At 55.0% G+C, this 20,998-nt stretch carries 24 protein-coding genes; 19 read left to right on the top strand and 5 right to left on the bottom strand.

What is annotated here, in order from left to right; genetic code table 11:
• Complete coding sequence (locus tag QYE47_RS13940) at window positions 1-468, top strand: hypothetical protein (protein ID WP_027615280.1); 468 nt, start codon at window positions 1-3, stop codon at window positions 466-468.
• Window positions 469-738: 270 nt separating this feature from the next.
• Here the strand turns inward: QYE47_RS13940 and QYE47_RS13935 are convergent, their stop codons facing one another.
• Window positions 739-1,200: a helix-turn-helix domain-containing protein gene (locus QYE47_RS13935; RefSeq protein ID WP_027615279.1), complete on the bottom strand. Its 462-nt coding sequence runs from the start codon at window positions 1,198-1,200 to the stop codon at window positions 739-741.
• A 119-nt stretch (window positions 1,201-1,319) separates the two neighbouring features.
• Here QYE47_RS13935 and QYE47_RS13930 point away from each other — a divergent pair, with 119 nt between their 5' ends.
• The 14 genes from QYE47_RS13930 (at window position 1,320) to QYE47_RS13865 (ending at window position 11,452) form a co-directional block, all read left to right on the top strand.
• Entirely contained in the window at window positions 1,320-1,724 is a 405-nt protein-coding gene (locus tag QYE47_RS13930) for a hypothetical protein (protein WP_097156141.1), read from the top strand.
• Window positions 1,725-1,773: 49 nt separating this feature from the next.
• A complete protein-coding gene (locus tag QYE47_RS13925; RefSeq protein ID WP_206405760.1) occupies window positions 1,774-2,241 on the top strand; it encodes a hypothetical protein in 468 nt (155 codons plus the stop codon).
• Between the two features lie 2 nt (window positions 2,242-2,243).
• Window positions 2,244-2,627, top strand: coding sequence for a hypothetical protein (locus QYE47_RS13920; protein ID WP_206405761.1), 384 nt, complete (start codon window positions 2,244-2,246; stop codon window positions 2,625-2,627).
• Between the two features lie 171 nt (window positions 2,628-2,798).
• Window positions 2,799-3,287, top strand: a complete 489-nt coding sequence (locus QYE47_RS13915; protein ID WP_143133043.1) for a hypothetical protein — start codon at window positions 2,799-2,801, stop codon at window positions 3,285-3,287.
• Window positions 3,288-3,624: 337 nt separating this feature from the next.
• Window positions 3,625-3,990: a histone-like nucleoid-structuring protein, MvaT/MvaU family gene (locus QYE47_RS13910; RefSeq protein ID WP_039612624.1), complete on the top strand. Its 366-nt coding sequence runs from the start codon at window positions 3,625-3,627 to the stop codon at window positions 3,988-3,990.
• Between the two features lie 411 nt (window positions 3,991-4,401).
• Complete coding sequence (locus QYE47_RS13905) at window positions 4,402-5,187, top strand: SDR family NAD(P)-dependent oxidoreductase (protein WP_039612625.1); 786 nt, start codon at window positions 4,402-4,404, stop codon at window positions 5,185-5,187.
• 58 nt (window positions 5,188-5,245) lie between these two features.
• Window positions 5,246-5,806, top strand: coding sequence for a TetR/AcrR family transcriptional regulator (locus QYE47_RS13900; protein ID WP_009681454.1), 561 nt, complete (start codon window positions 5,246-5,248; stop codon window positions 5,804-5,806).
• 94 nt (window positions 5,807-5,900) lie between these two features.
• Window positions 5,901-6,233 (top strand): carboxymuconolactone decarboxylase family protein, encoded by a 333-nt coding sequence (locus QYE47_RS13895; RefSeq protein WP_009681453.1) that lies wholly within the window; start codon window positions 5,901-5,903, stop codon window positions 6,231-6,233.
• Window positions 6,234-6,278: 45 nt separating this feature from the next.
• The gene (locus QYE47_RS13890; protein WP_039612627.1) at window positions 6,279-6,950 is read left to right on the top strand and encodes a DsbA family oxidoreductase; all 672 of its coding nucleotides are present in this window, start codon (window positions 6,279-6,281) and stop codon (window positions 6,948-6,950) included.
• 67 nt (window positions 6,951-7,017) lie between these two features.
• The gene (locus tag QYE47_RS13885; protein WP_046784311.1) at window positions 7,018-7,584 is read left to right on the top strand and encodes an OsmC family protein; all 567 of its coding nucleotides are present in this window, start codon (window positions 7,018-7,020) and stop codon (window positions 7,582-7,584) included.
• A 28-nt stretch (window positions 7,585-7,612) separates the two neighbouring features.
• A complete protein-coding gene (locus QYE47_RS13880; protein ID WP_206405762.1) occupies window positions 7,613-8,710 on the top strand; it encodes an alkene reductase in 1,098 nt (365 codons plus the stop codon).
• Window positions 8,711-8,758: 48 nt separating this feature from the next.
• Complete coding sequence (locus QYE47_RS13875) at window positions 8,759-8,974, top strand: 4-oxalocrotonate tautomerase family protein (RefSeq protein ID WP_206405763.1); 216 nt, start codon at window positions 8,759-8,761, stop codon at window positions 8,972-8,974.
• A 252-nt stretch (window positions 8,975-9,226) separates the two neighbouring features.
• On the top strand, window positions 9,227-10,066 hold the full coding sequence (locus tag QYE47_RS13870) for a class II aldolase/adducin family protein (RefSeq protein WP_009681448.1): 840 nt from the start codon (window positions 9,227-9,229) through the stop codon (window positions 10,064-10,066).
• 72 nt (window positions 10,067-10,138) lie between these two features.
• Complete coding sequence (locus tag QYE47_RS13865; protein WP_206405764.1) at window positions 10,139-11,452, top strand: MFS transporter; 1,314 nt, start codon at window positions 10,139-10,141, stop codon at window positions 11,450-11,452.
• 28 nt (window positions 11,453-11,480) lie between these two features.
• Here QYE47_RS13865 and QYE47_RS13860 read toward each other — a convergent pair whose 3' ends face one another.
• Entirely contained in the window at window positions 11,481-12,368 is an 888-nt protein-coding gene (locus tag QYE47_RS13860) for a LysR family transcriptional regulator (RefSeq protein ID WP_206405765.1), read from the bottom strand.
• A 103-nt stretch (window positions 12,369-12,471) separates the two neighbouring features.
• Here QYE47_RS13860 and QYE47_RS13855 point away from each other — a divergent pair, with 103 nt between their 5' ends.
• On the top strand, window positions 12,472-13,425 hold the full coding sequence (locus QYE47_RS13855; protein ID WP_206405766.1) for an AEC family transporter: 954 nt from the start codon (window positions 12,472-12,474) through the stop codon (window positions 13,423-13,425).
• Between the two features lie 43 nt (window positions 13,426-13,468).
• Here the strand turns inward: QYE47_RS13855 and QYE47_RS13850 are convergent, their stop codons facing one another.
• A complete protein-coding gene (locus QYE47_RS13850; protein ID WP_206405767.1) occupies window positions 13,469-14,362 on the bottom strand; it encodes a LysR substrate-binding domain-containing protein in 894 nt (297 codons plus the stop codon).
• Between the two features lie 117 nt (window positions 14,363-14,479).
• Here QYE47_RS13850 and QYE47_RS13845 point away from each other — a divergent pair, with 117 nt between their 5' ends.
• Together QYE47_RS13845 and QYE47_RS13840 are read left to right on the top strand one after the other, a co-directional pair.
• Window positions 14,480-15,319, top strand: a complete 840-nt coding sequence (locus QYE47_RS13845) for a class II aldolase/adducin family protein (RefSeq protein WP_046784304.1) — start codon at window positions 14,480-14,482, stop codon at window positions 15,317-15,319.
• Window positions 15,320-15,405: 86 nt separating this feature from the next.
• Window positions 15,406-16,713, top strand: a complete 1,308-nt coding sequence (locus tag QYE47_RS13840) for an MFS transporter (RefSeq protein ID WP_033690039.1) — start codon at window positions 15,406-15,408, stop codon at window positions 16,711-16,713.
• A 49-nt stretch (window positions 16,714-16,762) separates the two neighbouring features.
• Here QYE47_RS13840 and QYE47_RS13835 read toward each other — a convergent pair whose 3' ends face one another.
• Window positions 16,763-18,772, bottom strand: a complete 2,010-nt coding sequence (locus QYE47_RS13835) for an AAA family ATPase (protein ID WP_301159090.1) — start codon at window positions 18,770-18,772, stop codon at window positions 16,763-16,765.
• 325 nt (window positions 18,773-19,097) lie between these two features.
• The gene (locus QYE47_RS13830; RefSeq protein ID WP_033690048.1) at window positions 19,098-19,763 is read right to left on the bottom strand and encodes a GntR family transcriptional regulator; all 666 of its coding nucleotides are present in this window, start codon (window positions 19,761-19,763) and stop codon (window positions 19,098-19,100) included.
• Between the two features lie 173 nt (window positions 19,764-19,936).
• On the opposite strand from QYE47_RS13830, the gene ilvC reads away from it, so the two are divergent.
• Entirely contained in the window at window positions 19,937-20,953 is a 1,017-nt protein-coding gene (ilvC, locus tag QYE47_RS13825) for a ketol-acid reductoisomerase (RefSeq protein ID WP_301159089.1), read from the top strand.
• Window positions 20,954-20,998 lie beyond the last annotated feature (45 nt).

Raw genomic sequence — 20,998 nt, 5'->3', positions numbered from 1 at the left:
ATGTCAGCATTTGATTCAAAGAACTCTGAAGACTTCGAATTGGTGACTTTGGCAATCACAGCTGCTTTAGCGCAGATCGAGAAGGATGCCAAACTTCCTGCTACGCAATCCAGTCTAGCTAAGCAAGCGAAGGTTCACCGAAATACCATACGAAACCGATCTAAGGATAACAGTCTGATTGAGGGGGGGCTAGGGTGGCCGCTTTCAGAGCTCGAAAGGATCAAGCGGGAAAGGGCGGTCGGTGCGGTTGTTAGTGCTAATCTTGAAAAGTCTGATAAGGATCGTATTGCACATCTAGAAAGTCAGTTGGAGATTGCTCGTCGGAAGGCTGGGCATTGGTTTCATCGTGTAATTGATATGAAGCGAGATCTCGAAAATCTTGATGTCATGAGGCAGCGGAATGAAACCCGCATAAAAATTTTGACAGAAGAAAATAATCGGCTCAGGCAGCTCAAAGTGGTAAAGTGAGGCTGTTGTAAATAAGTAATGCCCCGGCAGGAGCGTGTCGACTGTTTAAGGTGGTAATGAACAGGTCTAGACTAGCGGGAGTAAAGCACCTATGGGCCTGCCACCACCCTTCACAAATGGCGGTCGCTTGGCTTGAAAATAAGCAACCCACTAAGACGGCCATTCGCAGTTCCCATCCCGGCTTCCTCACCTCGCAGTTGTATTACACTTGCATCTCTGTAGCTAGGGTAGGCACTAAGAGCGGTGGCTTCTCCTATGCTGCTCTGAACATCAGCCCTTTGATGCTTGGTGCCACAACCGACGCAACGTCGACTCAGGCATGCCCAGTTGCCTTGCAGCCTCAGCTTGGGTGAGTCCTTTTGCCTTCAGCTCTTGGACTGCTTCCAGCTTTTCCCTTGCTCCTGAAATGTTCAGAGGAGTCAGCCGTTCCGGCTCGGCAGGGACAGCGGCATCAGCGAGATCCAGCGCCTCTATCTCAGCGAGGGAAGCGAGAAGTATTTCTCGAGCCGTCCGTTGGTGGTGCGAAGCAATGGTGAGAGCGACCAAGGTCACTGCCTCAATCTCTAGTCCTGCGGCGAGCTTATAGCCCGTATCCAAGGTCACAGAGCTCTTGGCCAACTCCAGGTTACTAACAGTCCGCTGATCCACGTGCTTGGCCATCGCGGGCTGAGATATCCCTTTGCGCAGGCGCAGTACCTGTAGCGCTGCCGCGAAGGACTGACGGAGCGACATTACGAATCCCCAAAAACCAAGAGGTATGCCCCGTTTGCCTGCCGCCAAACAAACGTCTATAGTTGTTGTTTTGGCGGTCGCGCGGCTTAGCCAGCAATTTATGGGAAATAGAACCGGGGATGTGCTTGATGGATGACCCGTTCAGCGACGGTCTGATGGGGGAGGGAGGCATTGATCTGGTGGGCTCTGAACTGCCACTCGATGACTTGCTCCTCGCAGCTCGAGAACACTTCAAGTGGATGCCTCTTTGCGTTGTCGAGGAGTGGGTGATCTTGGATGCCATCCTCACGGAAGATGAGCAGGCCAAGGTATCTGCGGCAGGATGTCAGCCCATGTTCTTGTTTGCCCACAAGGTCGTGCATGACGAACAGCGCCGTTTCGAGCCTGGCGATTGGGTGCGGTCGACAATCGCTAGAACCTTCAATGAAGGCTACCTCTTCGAGACTAGAAACACCGTCTACGTGCTCAAAGGGCCAGGACAACGCAAGTCGTCTTCGCTGCAAGGCATCTTCTCAATCTTCTAGGTGTCGCGGCCCCCGCTTGTGACGACTCGACTGTTTCAGAGATCAAGATATGTTCCGTTCTCACCAAGCTGACATGGCAGGCATCCCCGGTATGTTCGGCGACGGGCTGATGCATTGGCATGGCGTTTCCCGAGCTCTCGCTACCCACTGGTACCACGTGAGCGTTCAGCGTCTCCATGAAGGTCAATTCAGGAATTATGAGGAGATGCTCAACGATGAGATGCGCCTCGTCGAGCTGCTGGTAGCGCAGGACGAGAGTCTGGTTGTGCAGGAAGTCCAAGCCGTCACCCCATCCTGGATGAACAAGGATGGCTGCTGGAAGATGGAGAAGCTCACGTCGCTTTCGATGGGACACAACCAGGCTGGTGTGGCCATCTGTGTTCTGGAAGTAGAAGGTGGTGCTGTGTATGTCGATACGCATGAGCCTGATCTCGGTGCCGACTCCCTGAGCGACGTCAAAGAGCTGTACCGACGCGGTATGGCTCAGGCCAATGCTTCAGAGCCTCGGAGGGCTTAGGCATGTCAGAGGTCAACACGGTGAAGGTGGACTACCACATGAAGCGCTACTCGGACTTCGATCTGTTGCGTATTGCTCGAGCTATAGGCCAGGGGTATGAGGACGAAGTCACTGCGTTTCTGGTGAATGTCCACATTCATCGGTTGAGCGCCGTTGGCGTCGTCTTCGGGCATGTGCGGCAAGGGCCTCATGGTCGTTTTGCCGATGGGCACCTGATCCAGACATCCGACATCGTGAATGTCAGGAAGGAAGGCAAGTTCTGGGTGATCACGACCATGAACTCCAAGTATGTCGTGGCTACCTTCCGCCGTGATGGTGGGCGCCGCAGCTTGAGGGATTTCTGCCGCTTGGTTGGAGACCGCTTCCCTAATACACAGCTGCACTGATTTAGATCGAGCCTGAGCATGCCGAGGTGTGCTCGAGGCCTTCCCCTGCCTGTCATTCAGGAATTGAGCAAGGAGCTGCAAGTGTTTATAAAGTTTGAATATCTGAAGTTTTCAGGGTGCCTACAGGACATACGAGTTTTTGAGAGCTTCTCAGATAATGTGCAAGTCATCATGAAAATCGACGACGTCCTCATTCCTAATTTTCGGATGCCTACTCGAATTTATGAGGAGTTGGAGAATGGTGGCCGGTATGACTTTTATGGCCTTGTGCAGAAATCGAGGAATAAGCAAAAAAATACAGGATTTGTAATGGCTGTAAAGGCCGAAAACGGGAAAATCCTAGAGCAGCCTAGCTTGAAGTACACAAGCCAGTTAGGTATTTGGGTGAACGGTGCGGTAATCGCGGGCGTGGCGTTTCTGCTATCCTGGATTGGGTTGTTTTTTGCAATCGGCGCGTTTGATACAAGTGGTGGATCGTACAATGGCTTTGCCCAATTTGTATCCGATCTGACTGGCTATTCACTTACCATTGCTGGTTTGGTGTTCGCTGGTTTCGTTGGCGTAGGTATCAACTTGTTCCGTAAGGCAACTTCGCTTGAGACCTGGAAGTCGATTGCTCCGGACAAGTTAGTACAGCGATTCAGCAAAATGCATCGCTGATACTTGAGCGTGCCCCTGTGGGGGACGGCTGTCGTAAACCGTGCCCGGCTTGCCGGTCACGGCCCTACGGGCTTCCATCCTCACGCCTTCAGCCATCGTGGCTTGCGCGCTCCGCTTGCGGTTTGGTCGCAAACCCAATGTTTATGGGGCTTGTAACGTGGTTTTGGGAATGTAACATTGACGCTGTTACATTCCAGAATGTGCGTTACAGCCTCGATTCTGAAGGATGGGCCGCTCCATGTAGTCACCTGGCTTGGGCGACCTGAGATTGCTATGACTTTCCTCAGCCGATTCTGTAATCTTGCTAAATAATTAGCCTCCTGAGGAATACGTCCCGATGTCCCGTCTCGCTGAATTTCGTCGTCTAGAGCAAAAACTCGCTCAGCAACTGGCAGAGCTCGAAGCCATGAAGGGTGACTCGGCCATTAAGGCTGAGATGGAGTTCGAAGAGAAGCTGCGAGCTCTCCTCGGTGAATACGGCTACAGCTTGCGCGACGTGATCAGCATTCTTGATCCCAAAGCCTCTGCACGTACTCCGGCCCCAGCCGCCCAGGAAAAGAGCAGCCGTAAGCCCCGCGAGCTGAAGATCTATAAAAACCCGCACAGTGGTGAAGTGGTTCAGACCAAGGGTGGTAATCATGCAATTCTGAAGGCATGGAAAACCGAGCATGGCGCTGAAACCGTCGAGTCCTGGCGTCAGTAAACATTGCGTCTTGACGCAATGAGTACACGATAGGTAGCCTCATCGTGTATGTGTCCGACACCAAAGCCTCTCTGAGGAAAAGACCTCTTCAGCGACAAATCAAACCCCGTCGCGGGGAGTTGGAGACCCCGAGCTACACCATTAAAAAAACCGCCTGTTGGCGGTTTTTTTGTTTCCGTCTCGACCTGGCTGGGGCAATCCAAGAACGATCAAATGAACGGTGTCTTCGTGCTGGTCATTGGCTGGTCTAGCTTCCTTGAGTTGTACCGGTTTCTAATCCGCCCGGGCTAGCGGCCCCTAGCGGTGTCATCCACTCCCTCTGGCCGATCACGACAGGCGGTAGCTTGACACTCAAATCACGCGGGTCTAATCTACCTACCAGTAGATAGACAAACCGAGGAGGTACTACTCATGCAGTTCAAAGGTCGCAAGCTTCTGGTTGTAGGTGGTACGAGCGGTATCGGTCTTGAAACCGCACGCATGGTTGCGGAACAAGGCGGCTCAGTCGTGATCGTGGGTAACCGTGCCGAAAAGGCCGAAGCGGCCCGTAAAGAGCTAGCAGCCCTGGTAGGTGAGGGTAGGGTCGTTGCCTATTCGGCTGACCTCACCGACTTCGCCAGCGTGAAGGGGTTGATCGAGAAGCTGGCTGCCGAGCACAAGGATATTGACCTGATGGTCAACTCCGCCGGCATCTATTACCCCAAGGCCTTCGTTGAGCACTCGTTGGAGGACTACGACAACTTCCTCAACCTCAACCGCGCCATTTTCTTCCTGACCCGTCATGTGGCTGCGGAGTTGATCGCGCAGAAGAAGCCAGGCTCTATTGTTAACGTAACGGCTGCGGCTGCTCGGCAGGCTGTTGAAGGCGTACCCGCATCGGCTTACTCGATGGCCAAGATCGGCCTGGACACTCTCACTCGCCATGCGGGTGCAGAGTTGGCAGAGCATGGTATCCGCGTCAACTCGGTAAGCCCCGGTATCGTGGAAACGAAGATCTTCGAACGCTTCATCCCTGGTGATCAGCTGGATGGTGCCCTGAAGGATTTCAACAATTTCCACCCGCTGGGTCGCAATGGCACACCACGTGATGTGGCTGACTCAATCGTCTTCTTGCTGTCGGACAAGGCGTCTTGGGTAACCGGCGCAGTCTGGGATGTGGACGGCGGAGTCATGGCCGGTCGTAAGCAAGGCAAGTAACATAGCGTGTAGTGGCCGGAATCGCTTTTCTGGTCGAGCGATTTTGGCAGGAGATTTTATGGCACTGGCGACACGGGACGCGTTAATTCAAACCGCTGAAGGGCTGATGCGTACCAAAGGTTACGCGGCATTTAGCTATGCGGATCTTGCCGATGCGGTTGGTATTCGAAAGGCGAGCATCCACTACCACTTCCCAACCAAGGAAGACCTGGGGATTGCAATCGTTGAAGAGTACGTATCGCGGGTGGAGGCTGAGTTCGAACGCATCGAAATCAATCATCCCACTGCATTGGACAGGCTTCATGCGTTCTTTGTGTTGTTCCATGCAAGCACCGAAGGTGGACTGCTGCCTCTGTGTGGCGCATTGGCTGCAGAGATGGCGGCTTTGCCTGACGGGCTTCAACGACAAACGCGCCGTTTCTTCGACGTGCAATTGTCCTGGTTGACCAAGGTCATGGATCAAGGAATTACCTCGGGTGAGATTACCGAGGGTCGTGGCGCCAGAGAAAAGTCGTATTTGCTGCTGAGCATCCTTGAAGGCTCAAGCTTCATCAATTGGGCCACCAACGAAGATGATCACGTGAATATGTCAGTCATTCGGATGGTTGCAGAGTATTGATCTCTGCTTGAGAACAGGGCCGAAACGGGTCACGTGTCGGCCTTTTTTTGAAATGTCTTACCTATCAACCAGTAGGGTGGTAACTATGTCTAGCATGCCAAATTGGGAACAAACCATCACCGACGTCAGCGCCCGCCTGAAGGAGTTCGGTGCGCATTCGCCTGACACCCTGCGGGGTGTGGCAATGCTCGGTAACGCCGGTAACAAAACCAATCACCTGGACGCGAAGACTCGCGAGCTGATCGCACTGGCGGTGGCAGTAACGACTCGCTGTGACGGCTGCATCGCGTTCCATGCAGCGGAAGCCAAGAAGCTTGGCATCACGACCGAGGAAGTGGCTGAGGCACTTGGAGTAGCGGTGAATCTGAATGCCGGCGCGGCGGTTGTTTACAGCACCCACGTGCTGGATGCCATGGATCGTAGCTGATAGCCCAGGCCGTTCTTTGTGACAGCAGAGGTGCAGAGGAAAGTTATGAAAAAGATCACGGTTGAAGTCTATTCCGACTTTGTCTGTCCCTGGTGCTGGATAGCAAAGAAGCGGTTGGAGCAGGCAATCGGCGCTCTTCCGAGCGACGTAGAGGTTGAAGTTGTACCCAGGGCCTACCGCTTGGCCAAAGGCATGCAGCCCATCGCATTCGAGAAGGCACTGGTGCTGAAGACAGGTAGCCAGGCTCGTGCACAGGTCTTCATGGAAGCTATTCAGGAAGTCGCCTCTCCTGAGGGCTTGGACTACCGCTTCGATGTGATGCGTTTCGGGGACACCAGTGCGGCGCATCAGTACGTGAAAGCCATTTCGAGTCCGACGCTACAGGCGAAATATGTAGAGCGACTCTACGCAGCTGGAACTACAGAGGGGCGCGACATTTTCGATGAGCGAACACTTAAAGATCTTGCAGCTGAAGTTGGTGCTGCTGACCTCTTTGGATTCGATTCTTCGGAAGCAGCGATTCTCAGCGATGAAGCAACCGTTAAGGGCCTTGGCACCGGCATCCCATTGTTCGTTGTCAATGGCAACCGCTATCTCTCAGGGGCCCAAGAGGTTGAGGTGTTCTCCAAGGTGCTGAAATCAGCTGTTGAGGATCTTTCGAACGATGGAGAGAGCGTGAGTGGAGCAAGTTGCTCAATTTCTGGTTGCGAGAGCTGACCAGGCCATCGCCTTCACCTGTTTTTTAATTCTGAGTTTTTATCCACGATTTTGAGAGGAACTGAAAATGGACAAGCATCTCAACGGTATCGATGTCGCTGCTCTGCAAGCCTTTGCACAGGGCGTCGCTGAAGATCCAGCCAAGCGTCACGCACGCTTCAAAATCAACACCAAGTGGGAACATCAGACCCGCACCGTGGCGACCATTGACCGCTTCCACCTGAGCGGCACCGACTACCCACGAAACGTCCAGATCGCGGCTGATGAGCCACTGGAGCTGCTGGGTACCAACTCTGCCCCCAACCCGCAGGAGTTACTTATCTCTGGCCTGAACGCCTGCCTCTCAGTTGGCTATGTGGTGAACGCATCGGCCATGGGCATCACTATCCACAGTCTGGAAATCGAAACCAGTGGTGAGCTGGATCTGCGTGGCTTCCTGGGCCTGGACGAGAGCGTCAACCCAGGCTTCGACGAGATGAGCTACGTGGTGCGCATCCACACCGATGCACCTGCAGAAAAAGTGGAAGAGCTACACCGCATTGTCACCAAGACTTCCGTGAACCTCGCCAACTTCTCGAAGGCCATCCGCATGGTGCCCAAGCTGGAAGTTATCGCCGGCCAACCAGCCGCCTGATTCACGAAGTCGTTTGCAGAGGTAGATCATGAAAAAGCTGTTTACTCCTTACGACCTGGAAGGCCTCAAACTCGCCAACCGCGTTGTGATGGCCCCAATGACCCGTACCCGGACGGAAGACAATGTGCCGTCCGAGCTGACCGCGCTGTACTACGCGCAGCGGGCCTCGGCGGGCCTAATTATCACTGAAGGCCTGCCGATCTCCGACGAGGGGCGCGGTTACCTGTACACCCCCGGCATTTACACCGACGAGCAGACCCGCGCTTGGCGCGAGGTAACTGATGCCGTTCATGCTAAAGGCGGCAAGATCTTCGCCCAGCTGTGGCATGTAGGCCGGATGTCTCACGAATCGCTGCAGCCTGGCAACGCAGCGCCTGTTTCGGCAAGTGCCGAGCCTGCTGTGGGCACTACGGTTTACGCCTGGACTGCACCCGGTGTGGCTGGCCCGGTCGCACCGAGTGTCCCGCGTGCTTTAACTGTGGATGAGATCCACCGCGTGACCGAAGACTTCGTTGCCGCCGCACTGCGAGCAGTGGATGCGGGCTTCGATGGTGTGGAGCTCATGGCGGCTAACGCATTCCTGTTCGACCAGTTCCTGAGCAGCCAAATCAACACGCGTACCGATGAGTACGGCGGCTCGATTCAAAACCGACAGCGCTTCTTGCTGGAAACGGTCGACGCGATTGCTGATGCCATTGGCAGCTTCCGTGTCGGTGTTCGTATCTCGCCGTTTGGGCGCCTGTATGACCTTCGCCCGTACCCGGAAGAGGAAGCAACCTGGAACAGTGTTGCTGCCGAATTGAACGAGCGCGAATTGGCCTTCGTCCATCTGAACTACCAGCCAACACTGGACGCGGTTCCATTCCCGGATGGTTTCTACAAGCAGTTCCGCTCGCTCTACAAGGGCACGGTCATTGGTGCAGGTGGCTTTACCGCTGAGCTGGCAGAAGCGGAGCTGCAGAACGGCAATCACGATCTGATCGCCTTTGGCACCCCCTACATCGCCAACCCCGATCTGGTTGAGCGGATGCAAAACGGTTGGCCTCTGGCCCCCAGCGATCATTCCACGTTCTACGGTGTGATCGGGGCAAAAGGCTACACGGACTACGCGCCTTACCAGGCTTAATCAGGCGTATTGATCATCGCAATAACCCAATAACTGAAGGAGTATGTTATGCCATTGGTAACTGTGAAAGGCATCGAAGGTGTTTTCTCTACCGAGCAGAAGGCAGAGATCATCAGCAAGATCACCGACGCCATGGTCTCGGTTGAAGGCGAGAAAATGCGTGGTGTGACCTGGGTCATCTTTGAAGAAGTGAAGAGCGGTGAGTGGGGCATCGGTGGTGAGCTCATTACCACTGACAAAGTCAGAGCTATGCAAAACGCCTGACACCCTTCCGACGCTACATCGCAGCATCAGTGCAATGTGCCCTGGCGTTTACTCGCTCCAGGGCATTTTGCGTTTCAAGGGCTGAATTGCGATCAGGCCCTCGAGAGTTTTCGTAACGCCAGCTTCATGCCGTAGATGCCAAACAGCCAAGACTGAATTTTATTGAGCCTTGCTTGAAAACGGATCGTTTGTCACCCCCACGCCAGATCGAGACCATGACGTCACCCCAAACAATAACCAGAGGTGGTAATCGTGGAATCGGTACTCAAACTTGACCCAACCGCAGGCGGTAAGAAGCGCATTTCGATTTATCAGCCTGAACAGGAAGGGCTCATCTTCCCCGAGATCCCTGAGTTCAAGAACTTCGAAGAAGAGCGTCAGTACCGCAAGAAGCACTTGGTGGCAGCGTGCCGCGCATTCGCTGAGCACAGCCTCGATTACGGCTTTGCCGGTCACCTGACCGTCCGTGATCCAGAGTTTCCTGAGCTGTACTGGACGAACCCGATGGCCGTTCACTTCTCACAAGTCAAGATGTCCAACCTGATCCTGGCCGACCACAAGGGCAAAGTAGTTCAGGGTGATTACGCCATCAACCGTGCCGGTTTCGTGTTGCACGCTGCCGTCCACGAAGCGCATCCAGACATCGTTGCGATGTGCCACGCTCACACCATCTACGGTGGCGCATGGGCATCCACCGGGCGTCCGCTGCTGCCGATCACCCAAGATGCTGCCGTTTTCTTTGAAGACCACGTCGTCATCACAGCAGAGGCTGGTGCCGTTGCGGTGGAGACCAAGGCCGGTAACGCCGTCTGCGATTACTTCAAGGACGTGCGCGCTGCTATTCACCAAAACCACGGCCTGCTGACCGCGAGCCGTCACAGCATCGATGAAGCCGCATTCTGGTTCATTGCCCTGGAGCGTTGCTGCCAGCAGCAGTTGCTGATCGAAGCCTCTGGCATCACACCGAAACTGGTCTCGCCAGAGCGTTGCCGCTACAGCCGTGAAAACGTGGGCAGCCCCTTCATTGGCTGGCTGCACTTCCAGGCGCTGTACGACAAGATCGCGGCTGAGCAGCCTGACATGTTCTCGTAACGCCCTCTGGCGCTGTCCGTCCGGGCGGCGCCTCTTCCTTACCGCACAATAACAATGACTGGAGATAGGCAGATGCCTAATGCTCTTGATGCTGCCTGCGTCCCCGATTCGCGTTCCATTCCGGACGAGTCAAAGCTGTACGCGCGCTTAACCCTGCGACTGATTCCCTTTCTCTTTCTTTGCTACGTGTTCGCTTACCTGGATCGGGTGAACGTCGGCTTCGCCAAGTTGCAGATGCTCGACGAACTCAAGTTCAGCGAGACTGTGTACGGCCTTGGGGCCGGGATCTTCTTCTTCGGTTACTTCATCTTTGAGGTGCCGAGCAACATGATGCTGCACAAGATCGGCGCTCGTCGTTGGATCGCCCGCATCATGGTCAGCTGGGGTGTACTGTCAGCCTGTATGGTGTTCGTACAAACGCCCGCCATGTTCTACATGCTGAGATTCCTGCTGGGGGTTGCTGAGGCCGGATTCTTCCCCGGTATCATCCTTTACCTGACCTACTGGTTCCCGTCTTCCCGGCGCGGGAAAATCACTGCGATGTTCCTCACTGGCATCCCCATGGCGGGTGTGCTTGGCGGGCCACTCTCGGGGTGGATCATGTCGACCACTCACGGGTGGCATGGCTATTCAGCCTGGCAGTGGCTGTTCGCCCTCGAAGCAATACCTTCGATCATTGCCGGCTTCGTCGTCCTCTTCTACCTGCGTGACAATCCGGACGATGCCAAGTGGCTCACCACGGAAGAGAAAGCCGTCCTAAAGCGTAATCTTCAGGGAGAAGACCAGTCGCACCATGGACACTCTGCTTTCAGCGCCTTCACCAACCCCAAGGTGTGGCTGCTGAGTGCAGGTTACTTCGGCGTGATGATGGGCCTGAACGGCATCACCTTCTGGCTACCATCGCTGATCAAGAACTCGGGTATTCAGAGTGCGGCGGAAGTCTCGCTGCTGACCACTATCCCGTATGCCCTGGCGACGATTGCCATGGTCATGACCGGGCGGCATTCGGACAATGTGCTTGAGCGTCGCTGGCATGCGGCGGTGCCTGCGGTGATCGGCGCCTTGGGGTTGGTGCTCGCCACCACCACAGAGCAAAACCCCATGTTGACGGTGGCATTTCTCTCGGTGGGGGCCATGGGCGTGATGACTGCTATGAGCCAGTTTTGGTGCTATCCGCCTGCATTCCTAGGCGGTGTAGCGGCGGCGGCAGGGATCGCGATGATCAACTCCATCGGCAACTTGGCTGGGTTCATTAGCCCCTACTTGATCGGCTGGGTGAAAGACACCACTGGCTCTACCAGCATCGCGCTCTACTGCATCGCGGCTGCGCTGCTGTGTGCTGCGGTGGTCTGCCTGGCGATGCCCAAATCGGTGGTGAACCGCTAGCAATCGAGTATCGATGCCCGCCGAGCTATCATGGCTGATCAAGGCGGGCGCCGACCGATTGAATGAAGGCGGAAAGGCATGGGTTGGAGTTCTCCATGTTCCAGACCATCCCCAAGGTGATCTCGGGTGCGTTGGTAATTGGAATGAACCGAACCGAGTCTGGATTCGATTTCGACATGGACGTCGGAATGATCGAGACGCCAAGACCTTCACCAACCAGATTGACTATCGTCCCTTGCAGCTGGGTGTACATCCGCACGCGGGGTTCGAATCCACTGTCTCGACATAGTTTGAAGATTGTGTCGTGCAGGGCGGAGGCGGTATCGCGAGGGCTCAAGATGAAGGGCTCATCAGTAAGGTCTTGGACTGTTACCGACTTTTTGCCCGCCAGCGGATGATCAGCCGGTAATGCGATACTGAGGGACTCACGTTGCAATTCCCGAAATTGGTACGGTGGCTGAACCGTGGCTGTGAAGGTAAGCCCAATGTCGCATTCTCCCGTCTCTACCGCTTTCATCAGCGCACTCGGTATCAACTCGCTCAATTCCAGGTTCACACCAGGCGCGCTAGCGGCGTAGTCCTTGATCATCTTGGGTAGGCCTGACCAGGCGATCATGGACGTAAACGCGATACGCAACTCTCCCTTCTCGCCCCGAGCGACAGCTTGAGTGGAGCGAATCGCCGAGTCCATAGCCTGTATGACCAGCTGCGCGCTTCGTTGAAATTCGTAACCTGCTGAGGTGAGCTCCACCGACCGGGAGGTGCGAGCGAACAGCCGGCAGCCTAGCTGGGATTCAAGATCGGCAATCTGCCGACTCAGCGAGGGCTGCGCTACGTTTACCTGCGCTGATGCTTTGCCGTAGTGCAGGTGGTCGGCTAAGGCAAGAAAGTAGCGTAGATGGCGATGTTCGATCATTGATGCTCCAGAGGTATCGATTTACTACTTTATAGTCATTGGACTGCATTGGTCGGCGATTTTAATCTATACAGGCCTAAAATCCCCTCCAAACGTGGAAGTCATGTACACCGTCCTTGCAATCGTTTTGCCCATCTTTGCCCTCATCCTCGCAGGCTTCATCTGCCGCAAGACCAACCGACTCGGAGACCAGGCCGCCTCCGAGATCAACAAGATGGTGGTATGGCTCTGCCTACCCGCGCTGCTGTTCAAGGTGACCGCGACCGCGTCGTGGGCTGAAATTTGGCAGCCGGGCTTCATCATTTCCTTCGGTGCCGGCACGCTGGCCATTTTCGTCGCAACTTTGGTGTGGCGGTTGTGCACCGGCCATAGCCTTGCCACTTCAAGCATCGACGGCTTGAGCGCTGGTTATGCGAACACTGGCTACATCGGCATTCCGCTGTGTGCGATTGTATTCGGCCATCCAGGTCTTCAACCGGCGCTCATTTCGACGATCATCGTTGTGTGCCTGCTCTTCGCCATTGCGGTGATCTGCATCGAAATCGGCTTGCAGGAAGAGCGGCATCTCGGCCGAGCAGTAGGGGTCGTAGTGAAGGCGCTGTCCAAGAACCCTCTGGTGATTGCGCCCATCGCTGGGGCTGTCTGGGCGATGACAGGTATTCCGCTGGCTCACCCAGTCATGAGCTTCCTCGACATGCTCGCTACGGCTACCACGCCTTGTGCTCTCGTTTCGCTTGGCCTGTTCCTGGGCCAGAAAACGGTCAAGTCGACTGGAGGGAAGAGCAACCCTTGGCCGCTGGTCACCATCAAGCTCGTGGGACAGCCGCTGCTGACCTGGTTCCTGGCGTTCAAAGTCTTCGCGCTGCAGTCGATGTGGGCCAATTCCGCGCTGTTGCTCAGCGCCTTGCCCACCGGTACTGGGCCCTTCATGCTGGCTGAGTTCTATCGTCGGGAGGCAGGGCTTATCTCCCGCACCATCCTGATCTCTACCCTGGGTTCCCTGGCTACCCTAACCGGGCTGATGATCTGGATGAATACGGGTATTGCAGGGGCCTAGGGTTAGCCGTTGCTGCTGACAGTGGAGCGGTGAAGGGCGAGCATCAAGCTTCATGGATCTGGTTCATGATCCATTCCTTGAACCGCTCAATTTTGCGGCTCCCTTTCATCGAGCCACGGTAGCAGAGGAAATGCATCTCCCGCTGCAAGGGAGGCTGATGTCCATTCAGTACGACCAGAGAGCCTTGGCGCAACTCTGTCTCTGCCAGACGGGTGGACTCCAGGGCAATACCCAGCCCATCCGCTGCGGCGGAGAGGACGAGCGCGGCACGGTCGAACGACAAACCGCCCAAGTCTGCGCGTTCGGCAACCCCTTCATGGCGGAACCAGTCGCTCCAGCGCACTGGGCTCAGTTGGGAGTCGATAAGTGAGCCAGGCTTAAGCAGGTGCGGTTCGAGCGTCTGGGAAGCGTCGAAGAACTGCTTCGAGCTCATTGGGGCGATAGTCTCCAACCCCAGAGGTTCGGCAATCACGCCCACCCGCTGGATCGGCGCCCCGTAGGTGATCGCAATGTCGATCTCCTCGTGTCGGGTGAGCTCAGGCGGCGTGGCGCTGGAAGTGAGGCGGATATGAAGCGGATTGGGTTCACTGACGAGGCGAGCGAGGCGTGGTGAAAGCCATTTGGAAGCAAAGCTTGGCGAGCAATGAACGGCCAGGTGCAGTTGCTCGGCGCTCGGCATCCACATAGAAAGTGCAGACTCCAGGCCGTCGAGCGCGACGGTCAAGCGCTGGGCAAGCGCCCGCCCCTGGATCGTCAACTCCACCGAGCGAGGCTGACGTTTGAACAGCTCCATGCCCAGAGTGGCCTCCAGCTTTCTGACCTGGTGGCTAACTGCCGAGGCGGATAGATGGAGCTCATCGGCGGCGGCAACGAAGCTTTCCAGGCGCGCAGCAGCTTCAAATGCTTTGATTGCGGCGAAGTTAGGAATCTTTCTCATTATTATTAGGTTAGGCTAAATTTAATTCAACCTTGGGTGAAAAGCCTTCGTTTGTCAATCCATACGCCTAAAGTCAACTATGGGTCTCCAAAAACAATAAAAGATGAGGTTGGCACTATGGATCCCTTGCTGCGGATTGAACCAGCATCTAACGGAAAGCGCCGCATTTCGGTTTATCAACCTGAACAGCAGGGTCTGATCTTTCCGGAAATTCCCGACTTTAAAAGTTACGAAGAAGAGCGGCAGTATCGTAAGAAACATCTCGTTGCAGCCTGCCGTGCATTCGCGAAACACAGTCTCGATTACGGTTTCGCTGGTCACCTGACAGTACGCGACCCGGAATTCCCGGAGTTGTACTGGACGAACCCAATGGCCGTCCACTTCTCCCAGGTCAAGCTGTCCAATCTGATCCTCGCGGATCACGAGGGTAAGGTGGTACAGGGCACCTACGCGATCAACCGGGCCGGCTTCGTTCTGCACGCCGCCGTTCACGAAGCGCATCCTGACATCGTCGCCATGTGCCATGCCCATACGATCTATGGTGGGGCGTGGGCTGCAACCGGGCGACCACTTCCGCCTATCACCCAGGATGCGGCAGTTTTCTTTGAAGACCACGTCGTCATCACTGCAGAGGCCGGCGCCGTTGCAGTCGAGGCCAAGGCCGGCAAGTCGGTCAGCGAATACTTCAAGGATGTGCGTGCGGCCATTCACCAGAACCACGGCCTGCTCACCGCCAGCCGGCATAGCATCGACGAAGCCGCATTCTGGTTCATTGCGCTGGAGCGGTGCTGCCAGCAGCAACTGCTGATCGAAGCCAGCGGCATCACGCCGAAGCTGGTATCGCCTGAGCGCTGCCGTTACAGCCGTGAAAACGTGGGAAGCCCTTTCATTGGCTGGCTCCATTTCCAACCCATCTACGACCAACTCGTGGCAGAACAGCCGGACATGTTCTCCTGACCCTCCCTGCAGCAGCGCCGAACCTGGAAAGGCGCTGCTGCACAATTCGACGCCTACAACTACAAAATCATTCGGAGATTGGCATCATGTCTAATACTCTAGAGGCACCCTATGCCGTCCAGGATTCAGCAGCTGAGTCCCAATTGTATACCCGTGTGGCCTTGCGACTTATTCCGTTTCTCTTTATCTGCTATGTGTTTGCCTACCTTGATCGAGTGAATATTGGCTTCGCTAAACTTCAAATGTTAGATGAGTTGAAGTTCAGTGAAACAATTTATGGTCTGGGTGCCGGGATATTCTTTCTTGGTTATTTCATCTTTGAAGTTCCGAGCAACATCATTCTGCACCGGGTAGGTGCGAGACGCTGGATCGCCCGGATCATGATCAGCTGGGGCATCCTTTCGGCCAGCATGATCTTCGTTCAAACGCCGACGCAATTTTACGTGTTGCGCTTCCTGCTCGGGCTAGCAGAAGCTGGCTTCTTCCCCGGCATCATTCTGTATCTGACCTACTGGTTCCCGCCGTCCCGCAGGGGCAAGATCACCGCAATGTTCATGACCGGCATACCGATGGCGGGCGTCATTGGTGGCCCTCTGTCTGGATGGATCATGGCTTCTACGCATGGTTTGATGGGGCACTCGGCTTGGCAATGGCTGTTCTTCCTGGAGGCGCTGCCATCGATCATTGCAGGTGTCGTCGTGCTGTTCTATCTGCAGGACAAGATCGACGATGCCAAGTGGCTGTCTGCGAGCGAGAAAGAAACGCTGAAGCGTAACTTGGAGAAAGAGGGTGGGACGAAGGAAGTGCACTCGGTGTTCGGCGCATTCCGCAACAAGCGGGTATGGGTGCTGAGCTCAGGCTACTTCGGCTTCATGATGGGGCTATACGGTGTCAGCTTCTGGCTGCCATCGCTGATCAAAAGCTCGGGCATTCAGGAAGCCTCCACGGTGTCGCTGCTCACCACCATCCCTTATGCGTTCGCTACCGCAGCGATGATCTTCACCGGTCGTAGCGCTGACCGCAGCAAGGAGCGTCGTTGGCATGCCGCTGTGCCGGCAGTGCTCGGCGCGACAGGACTGGTGCTCAGCACCCTGACGTCGGGTAACCCTGCGGTTTCGCTTGTCTTCCTGTCGTTGGCAACCATGGGAATCATGACCGGGCTTTGCCAGTTCTGGTGCCTGCCTCCCGCATTTTTGGGTGGTGCTGCGGCTGCGGCGGGTATCGCCATGATCAACTCGGTCGGTAACCTGGCTGGCTTCATCAGCCCCTACATGATCGGCTGGGTGAAAGATGTCACCTCATCCACTGACCTGGCGCTGTACTGCATCGCAGGCTCGCTGATTTTCGCGGCGTTCATCTGCCTCATCATGCCGAAGTCCATCGTCAATCGATAACTACTTTGCCAAGGGCACCCGGTCGACGGGCGCCCTTTGTTATCCGTGGTTATTTGAGCGCAGCGTTGATAGCGGTTATGAGGTTTGTACAGCCTTCGATCTCATGTGGTGCCAGGTCAGATAAAGAGTGGTCGCGCGACCATTTGAGGAAGGCTTTTGCCAGCTTGTATTTGGAAAAGTCCTTGCCGATTGTTCTCTGGAAAACGTCAATGATGGGTTTGTCGGAAGCTTTAGCCAAGGCACTGTCAATGTCCCAATTGAGGTCGGTTTTAGCGACCGCTGGCAATGTCTCTCGCAATAAGTCCTCGATCTCTGCATGTTCGATCTTGGGTACTGCGTAGTCTGACGTTCGGAGAATCCTTTTACTGCCAAGGCGATGTACCAACGTTTCCTGACGGGCAGCCTGATCCCCCGCATTGTCTGAATCGAGCAGCGCCGCCACTTTAAGGTTATGTGAGGTTAGGATGGTTGCGAAGTATACGATCTTGCTCGCGGTATTAGCTGGCACTAGCGAGATCTTGTCATGCAGAGCCGCTTTTCCGCCCTCCTTGAGCAGATTGGCAATCGCTTCGACGTACCAGTAATCTGTGAGCCCCTCAAGAATTAGGTTCCTTTGGCTAGCAAAAAGACTTTGAGCTAAGTCATAACCTAGCGCTTCTTGTAGCGGCAGCAGGGCCGCAGGATCGCTGGAGGAAACAGTTGTGTGAACCTGAGTGCCGACAGCTCTATCTGTCAGCTCTACCACTCTTACTAAGTCGAGTTCGTCCGGGCCAACCAGGAACGGGGAGTGAGTTGAGTATATCGTCTGGTTTTCATCGGCGAGCAACGAAATGGTTTTTCTAAATTCTCTCTGTTTCAGCGCATGAAGGCTCACGCCAGGCTCGTCCAAGAGTAGGACGGTGTTCTTGTGTTTACCCTTCGCTTCCGCAAAGAATACAATGAAGAACGAGACCAGCCATTGGAAGCCCTCGGAACGTTGGTCGAGCTCCACCTCTACTCCGATATTGTCCTCTACTACAACCTTCAGGTACTGGCCATCTGCATTCAGCTTAAGTCTACTGGCCTCGGCTTTTGTATCATCAGGATTCCATACCTTAACGATTTGCTGGGTCAGTTCTACGCTCGCGGCATTCAGTTCATACCCCCGCTGATCAAGTTTTGCCCGGTAAGCTTCAAGGTCAGTAGTGGTATGGCTGGGGTCAGATGCTTTGCCGAGGTCAGAGAGCTCTTGGGCTGTGAATCCAAGTAGCTTTAGCAAGCAGACATTGCCGTAGTCATAGGCTTCGTCATCTAAGTTATTGGTTTCCAGCCGTTTAGCTAGATTTCCCAGGTGGATGATCGGTTTAACGCGGAAGTAGTTGCTGTAAAGCACAAAAACTGGGCGGTTTTTCTGGAGGTGTAAGCGGAATTTGTTAATCTCTACATCATCATCCAGGGCGGTGACGATGCTTTCCCAGCGGGCAACCTCTTTTTCGTTGTCCTCATCTACGTAGGGTAGCATCTCGTCAAGCCACGGCTTCAAGATCTCGGCCACAGACCATAAGTACCTGAACTGAGACACGTTATTGATTAATTTGTTGAGTGCTTCTGTTCGGGCCTTAGGCGAGCCCTCTGCAATATCCCGATCCAGATGGGCAGCCAGCCGGAGCAGGTCATTCTTGATGTCTTTCAAATAGGGGGTGGCGACTCCAATTAAGCTGTGCCGCCAGCTATTGTCCAAGTACCTTGTGAAAGTGTAGCTGAGTGGCTGTCCTTTGATTTTTTCGGGGGCGTGATCTAATTCGGTCTTTTCCAATGCAAAGGTCGCTTTTACTACTTCGATGTTTTCGGCGCTTAGCTCGCCTCGACTAATCTGTGTGTAGTTTGCTCTTGGGTAGTCGCGAAGTGGATTAAATCCTTTAACACCCTCTGGTGCGTTGATTTGCTGGATCGCTTGTAGAATTGCAGTTTTACCTGCTTCGTTTGGGCCAACCAAAATCGTTTTTAACCGCTCGATCTCAAATTCGCCGGTATCGATAATGCTTCGATAATTCTGAACTCGTACCTTACTCAAACGCATGGTCAGTCCCTTTGCAACTCATGGATTTAGGTTTCCATGGACGATAGCCCAGTGCCATTAAAGATGGAAGGCCAAGATCATCAGTTTTAGGGACTCATTTTGTAAAATAAGCAGGCGTTGGATTCCCCAGATGGGAGACCATTCCACAACGGATCCGGTGTGCGGGCACAGCTATACAGACGGAGCGATTGCTATCGAGTAAAGCAGGTAGGAATGGCTGAAGCCGACAGGCCCGAGGACTGAGCTATAACTCAGTATTCGAACCCCTATAGACCCGTCATTAGAAAACCTACCTTGGTGCCCGAGAGCTTGGGCACCTTTGCAGTCATGCCATTAGTAGGTGGCTGAGGCGCTCAAGGAGGTTTTTTCTAGCATGGGTCGTGTGTACGTCGGTCAATTCGCCTGCGGCTACTACATCTCCGGCAGCAATAGCTTTCGCTATCGCCTCATGCTCGTTCCAAATCGCCTCACGCTGCTCTGATGACTGCAGCACAGCGCCCATGGCGCGGCGCAAGTGTACCCAGTAGACCTGGGCGCTTTGAGCTATCAGCGGATTGCCAGAAGCTTCGTAAATTGCCGTATGAAACGCCATGTCAGCATCAATCATTGCCTTGATATCTCTGCCCTGCGAGGCTTTGCGGCCTCGTTTGATCAACGTTTGATCCATCTGAAATTTCTGCTCTGCAGCCATTTTCGCTGCGAGGTTATCTAGTGCTCCTCGAATCTGGTAGAGGTTACGAATCGAGTCCGTCGTCAAGGGGGTCACCAGCAGGCCTCGCCCTGGAGCATCCTGAACAAGGCCATCCTTCTTGAGCAACCTCAGCGCCTGCAGCACAGGTGACCGGGAGATGTTCATCTGCTCGGCGATTTCTTCCTGCGTCAGGCGTGCGCCGGGTGCCAGCGAGCCGTCGCTGATGGCATCGAGCAGAGCCTTGTAAACCTCATCCACGTAGTCCGTGCGCGACTGGATACGCTTGAGCGTGCTTGTCATTGATAGACCTCGCCGAAGATCGGCTTCCCCCACTGAAAGCTGCATTGTCCACTTTCTCCCGTGTCATTCAAATTTTCCTTGACTCCCGTTCAGTGTAGGTCAAGACTGTGAACTCTGTATACAGAGTACAGAGCACGAAATCCCGAACACAAAAACAAGAAGGTCTGACTGACATGAAGCTGTTCTACGATAAAGATGCTGATTTGAGCCTGCTGCAGGGGCTCTGCGTGGCGATCATCGGCTATGGCGCTCAGGGGCATGCTCACGCCCAGAACCTCCGTGACAGTGGCATTGATGTCATCGTCGGTTTGCGTCAGGGTTCGGCGTCGTCGAAGAAGGCGCTGAATGCCGGTCTCGCGGTGAGCACTGTTGCTGAGGCCGTTGCCCAGGCAGACCTGGTCATGATGCTGATTCCTGATGAGCTGATCGCGGATGTCTACCGCAGCGACGTCGAGCCGCATCTGCGCCGCAACGCCACCCTGGCCTTCGCCCACGGTTTCAACATTCACTACGGTCAGGTAAAGCCTCGCGCCGACCTTGATGTGATCATGATCGCGCCTAAAGCGCCCGGTCACACCGTGCGTTCGACTTATCAAGCAGGCCATGGTGTCCCGGCACTGATCGCCGTGGAGCAGAACACCTCCGGCCATGCAGTCGAACTGGCCCTGGCCTACGCCTCTGCCATTGGTTGCGGCAAGGCCGGCATCATCGAAACCAACTTCCGCGAGGAGACCGAGACTGACCTCTTTGGTGAGCAAGCCGTGCTCTGCGGTGGCACCGTCGAGTTGATCAAGCTCGGTTTCGAAACATTGGTGGAAGGCGGCTATTCGCCTGAGCTCGCCTATTTCGAATGCCTGCACGAACTCAAGCTGATCGTCGACCTGATCTATGAAGGCGGCATCGGCAACATGAACTACAGCATCTCCAACAACGCCGAATTCGGCGAGTACGTCAGCGGGCCGAGGATCGTGCCGGCTGAGACCAAGGACAGAATGCGTGAACTGCTCACCAGTATTCAAAATGGCGAATACGCCAAGGACTTCATCCTGGAAAACAAGGCAGGCAATCCCACGCTCACTGCCCGGCGTAGCCTGCTGCAACGTCACCAGATCGAAGTGGTCGGTGAGCGCCTGCGCGGCATGATGCCGTGGATCCAGGCAGGCGCTCTGGTCGACAAAGCCATCAACTGATACCCCAAGGAACACAAGCAGTACCCGTAGCAACATTGCGTTCGA

This window comes from Pseudomonas sp. 2,4-D (assembly GCF_030418155.1).
In the GTDB taxonomy this organism is placed as follows: domain Bacteria; phylum Pseudomonadota; class Gammaproteobacteria; order Pseudomonadales; family Pseudomonadaceae; genus Aquipseudomonas; species Aquipseudomonas alloputida.
This window is presented reverse-complemented; position numbering and strand designations above follow the sequence as displayed.